5 protein-coding genes are annotated in these 3,965 nt (G+C 63.3%); 1 reads left to right on the forward strand and 4 read right to left on the reverse strand.

From position 1 onward, the window contains the following. Positions 1-638 precede the first annotated feature (638 nt). A complete protein-coding gene (locus tag KGQ19_RS47745; protein WP_212022165.1) occupies positions 639-995 on the forward strand; it encodes a hypothetical protein in 357 nt (118 codons plus the stop codon). A gap of 365 nt (positions 996-1,360) precedes the next feature. Here the strand turns inward: KGQ19_RS47745 and KGQ19_RS47750 are convergent, their stop codons facing one another. From KGQ19_RS47750 to KGQ19_RS47765, 4 genes are all read right to left on the reverse strand, one after another. Continuing rightward, positions 1,361-1,519 carry a DUF4177 domain-containing protein gene (locus KGQ19_RS47750; RefSeq protein WP_212022167.1) on the reverse strand — a complete coding sequence of 53 codons (159 nt, stop codon included), beginning with the start codon at positions 1,517-1,519 and terminating at the stop codon, positions 1,361-1,363. A 172-nt stretch (positions 1,520-1,691) separates the two neighbouring features. Further along, positions 1,692-2,057: a helix-turn-helix domain-containing protein gene (locus KGQ19_RS47755; protein ID WP_230420543.1), complete on the reverse strand. Its 366-nt coding sequence runs from the start codon at positions 2,055-2,057 to the stop codon at positions 1,692-1,694. 133 nt (positions 2,058-2,190) lie between these two features. Further along, positions 2,191-2,883 carry a helix-turn-helix domain-containing protein gene (locus tag KGQ19_RS47760; protein WP_212022171.1) on the reverse strand — a complete coding sequence of 231 codons (693 nt, stop codon included), beginning with the start codon at positions 2,881-2,883 and terminating at the stop codon, positions 2,191-2,193. A 170-nt stretch (positions 2,884-3,053) separates the two neighbouring features. After that, positions 3,054-3,596, reverse strand: a complete 543-nt coding sequence (locus tag KGQ19_RS47765) for a helix-turn-helix domain-containing protein (RefSeq protein WP_212022172.1) — start codon at positions 3,594-3,596, stop codon at positions 3,054-3,056. Between the last annotated feature and the right edge of the window lie 369 nt (positions 3,597-3,965).

Genomic DNA, 3,965 nt, shown 5'->3' on the forward strand with positions numbered 1-3,965 from the left:
CTCCACCACCGCGACACCCGTGCGTAGCCACCTCCCCCAGGCGACCCGCCATTGCCCGGGGGCCAAAGGCAGAGTGCCGATGTGCCGCAACTCCGGCTACCCACAACAGCACCGACCGACCTCCGGCCCGTCTCACCAGCCTGACGGAATTGCCCTTTACTTACTCAAGGGCGGGCCTGGCGGCCCGCCGCGCGCGGCCGTGCCGCGCTCGCGCCCGCGCGGCATGCGGCCTCCGGCCGGTCCACGCGGCGCAGCACGGCACGGCCGCGCGCTACTGGGTCGGCTTTTCGATGTCATGGTGAATCGGGGTCGAAGCCAGGCCGGCCTCCGTAACGAAGCCGCCGAGGGTCGTCGGGCGGTACAGGAAGCTCTTGAGCTAGGTGCGGCCTAGCGTCTTCGGGAGCTCGACGCTTACGGCGGCCAGGTTGGCCAAGCTGCGTTTGACATAGGACCACACTTCTCGGTCGGCCACCGGTGGCAAGGCACGTCAGAAGCTGTACGGAATTGGAAGGAATCCGTGCGTCTCAGGGCGGGTCGGCCCACCATTGGTGAAAGCAGCCTGACACCGAGCTGTGACCTAGCAGGCTGCACCGGATGTCCATATGGCCATCATGCACTTCTATCACAGGAGGTTGTCAATGAAGAGGAAAATCGCAGCAGTAGTCGCGACCGGGGCGCTGGCCTTGGCCGCGCTGGCCGGCACCGCCGCCACCGCCAGTGCGAACTCGCTGCGCGGCGGACCGACCGGCCCGTACGCCAACTCCAATCTGTGCGTCCAAGCCGTCTCGGCGGCTGGGCAACTGGGTCACTGGGACTGCCAGCCTGTGCCCGGGCCTTACGGCGGCTGGTACATGTTCACCGGCAGCGACACCAACGCCGGCCCCTACACGTCCGACAGTTGGTGTTTCAACTACGTCAACGGACAAGGGATGCTGGGCAACTGGGACTGCGAGTACGTCGGTGGCACCTTCGCCGGGTGGTATATCTTCACGTGACGCCACCTTCAGGGGTGCCGAGCCGAAGAAATGCGAATGCCAGCGGTTCAACTCTCCGCACGCGGTTTGAGCCTAGCTAGGTCCGTGGATGGGCGAATCGCGCGTAGTCCAACGCGGGACGTCGATCTGCTATCAAGCTCGGCTGTTTGATGTCATGGCAGTTCGCCTTCGCGGCCGCGATGGACGCGGATCCGGTACAGCAGCCGGGTCCGCGACCGTACCTGACCGCGACCAGCCCGGCGACCGACACCCTCCCGGTGCTGCGCCCGTTGAAGGACACCTTCGGCGGCAGTCCTCACCCGGCCTTTACCCACCATCACCAGCAGCGCAGGAAACGACGGCTTTTTATGGTATGCCAGCCTAACTTAGTCGATCGGGCGTTTTAGTAGTACTTCCCGCCCGGAGTCGTACTCGCTGTCCTGCCATGCGGCGACAACTTCCCAGCCCTTCCGGCCCAGATCGTTCAGGATCTGTTCGAGTTCATCGTCGTCGCATTCGACGCGCTTGTACTCCCACCGGGTCATGTTCGCAGCGTAGCGGCTAGGCCAAAACTACAGACGCGGCCTAGCCCACTCGGTCACCAGGCGGAACCGGCAGGCGGGCGGCACGGACACCCCGACGTCGCGAAACCACGCCAGCCGCCCGCCGGCCGAACCCGCCCCGTACAACCGCCACTATCGAAGCCGAACCCGCGCACTACCAGTTCGGATCATGCATCAGGTCGAGTGTGTATCCCAGCACGGTGGCCCACATAATCAGATTCAGCGCCGTAGGACTGTCCTGCCCGTCCTCCCAACGCTGCAACGACGACCGACCGACCCCGACCAGTCTCCCCAGACCTGTTTGTGAGAGCTTAAGAACCTTCCGCCTTGCCTTCAGCGTCGCCGCAAGTCTCCGTACCTCATGCTCGACGAAAGTCGTCTCGCCAGGGAGCAGGACGACCGGGGGAAGTTCCGGAACGACCTTCGGAACTCGGAGCACCAGCCGATCACCGAACTCATACGCCCAGCCGATCAGGTGAGCAGTGCTCGGATTGTCGTATTGCTTCTCCCAATCCCGCAAGCTCCGATCGGTGACCCCCAGCCGACCAGCTACCGCAGCCTGACTCACCCCGGCCCGATACCTGGCAACCCACAACCGCCGCTGCATAGTGTTCAACCGTCGCCTCGCCACTGACGTCGTCTGCAAAACATCCCTAACTTCTCGAATGACGCTGTTCACACCTGCGGTCACCAGCGGAACCGGCCGCGGGGCCAACACCAGGCCCCGCGGCCGAACCCGCCCCGACCGGTCTCGGATAAAAATCGCGGCCACCAAGAACACCCCGGTTGAGAACTCCCGCAATTTCCGCTCGCTCTTGCAAAACCAGCGCTTGAAGCTCCTTATCCACCGCAAGCTCAATACGGCAGCCCAGATAATGACACCAAGCCATGAGCGTGCGTGAAGCAACGAATCGCCCAATCCTGGCCTTCTCCAAATTCCCGAGATGACTCGCCGAGCAACCGAGGAAATCCGCCAACTCCGTGATGAGTACCCCGCCCGCTAGCCGTCGTTCACGAAGTTCACCGGCGACCCGCAGATACTCATACCGGAGGAAACTCACTCCGGGTTCGTAAACGATCGGCTCGGGCGGTTCGTATCCTGTCTCGTCTGCGATCGCCAGGCGTCGCCCGAGCGAACGAGCCCAAACCGCAAAGTGCGGGCCCTCGGCGGGAAACGCCCCGTTATCGAGACGGCAGAACATCTCCGTGTACATGCCGATCTCCAGCGCGATCGTGCGCTGCGAAATATTCGCATTCTGGCGGATTCTGCGCAGCCTGGCCCGCAGCCCCTCGTACATTTCATTTATGATCGGATCGTGGCTTGCGTCGATCGTGCGGTGTGTCACGTATAGCCTTTCGGTGGTGGCCCTTATCGCTGATCTAACCGTTGGATGTGTTTGAAAAATGCGAAAAGGCCGCCCGCCAGCCGAACCCGCAATGGCACCACCACCGGACACCAACCCACCGGCCCGCCCGACGCCCACGCGAGGGCACCCAGCAGCGTGACTTCACGCCCCTAGGTCTTCGGGACTCGCAAGCTCCCAGACAGCCGAACAGGCACAACCCGTCGTTCGGCAGCCCCCATCGGCCGCAAGCCCAGGCAGTAGTTCGTCTTCTGAGCCCAAACAATCAGCCCCATAGGCCGGGGAGATGTACGAGCAACCTCCCACCGCTGAATAGTCTCCCTGCTGACACCAACACGCTGGCCAAGCTCGCCTTGCGTCAGTCCCCAAGCCAGGCGACGACTCTTCAACGGCGTGGCCAACCGCCGCCGCTCAAACACCACCCACGACTCGCCGGGACGCTGCTGCGGACCGCGCGACACACCGCGCCGATCCACGATCACCAGGCGCCAACCGAGTTCACCAGACAACAAGATCAAGTGATCCAACGTCGGCTGTACCGCCCCGGTCTCCCATTCGGATACGGCCCTAGCCCGAATCGAAAACCAAGACGCCACCGTGCTCTGAGATAGCCCAGCAGCCAGGCGTTCCGATCGCAGACGGCCGAAGATCCCCGCGTAGTTGCGTTCGGCCGCAAAGTCAACGTGCAGCCTCACTTGTTACGGTCGTAGTAGCCGAGCGTCTGACCGGCTGAATCGTTGACATACAGAAAGTCGTGGCCCCACTTCCGCCAGGCCTGAACCGTCAGCCCCTCCACGCCAATACCCTCCTTCTGACCCGCCTTGCTTGTTTCCACAGACGCTGCACTCACCAGCGGAACCGGCAGGCGGGGCAACAAACACGCCCCGCCGGCCGAACCCGCCCCTACCGGCTCACCAAGCACCGGCCACCGGTCTTCAGAGCCTGTTGCTCAACCGAACGTTGTGTGTGGCGTGGACTCGTCTGAGTGATTTGGTGTCAATGTACGCATAAAGGCAGGGCCTCCTGTGTAGCTCGTGGGTGTTGAGTCCGATGAGCACCAGGAG

It is taken from the genome of Catenulispora pinistramenti (assembly GCF_018274385.1).
Lineage (GTDB): Bacteria > Actinomycetota > Actinomycetes > Streptomycetales > Catenulisporaceae > Catenulispora > Catenulispora pinistramenti.

Coding starts and splice junctions, on each gene's coding strand:
- KGQ19_RS47745 (WP_212022165.1), top strand. CDS start 639: ATGAAGAGGAAAATCGCAGCAGTAGTCGCGACCGGGGCGCTGGCCTTG.
- KGQ19_RS47750 (WP_212022167.1), bottom strand. CDS start 1,519: ATGACCCGGTGGGAGTACAAGCGCGTCGAATGCGACGACGATGAACTC.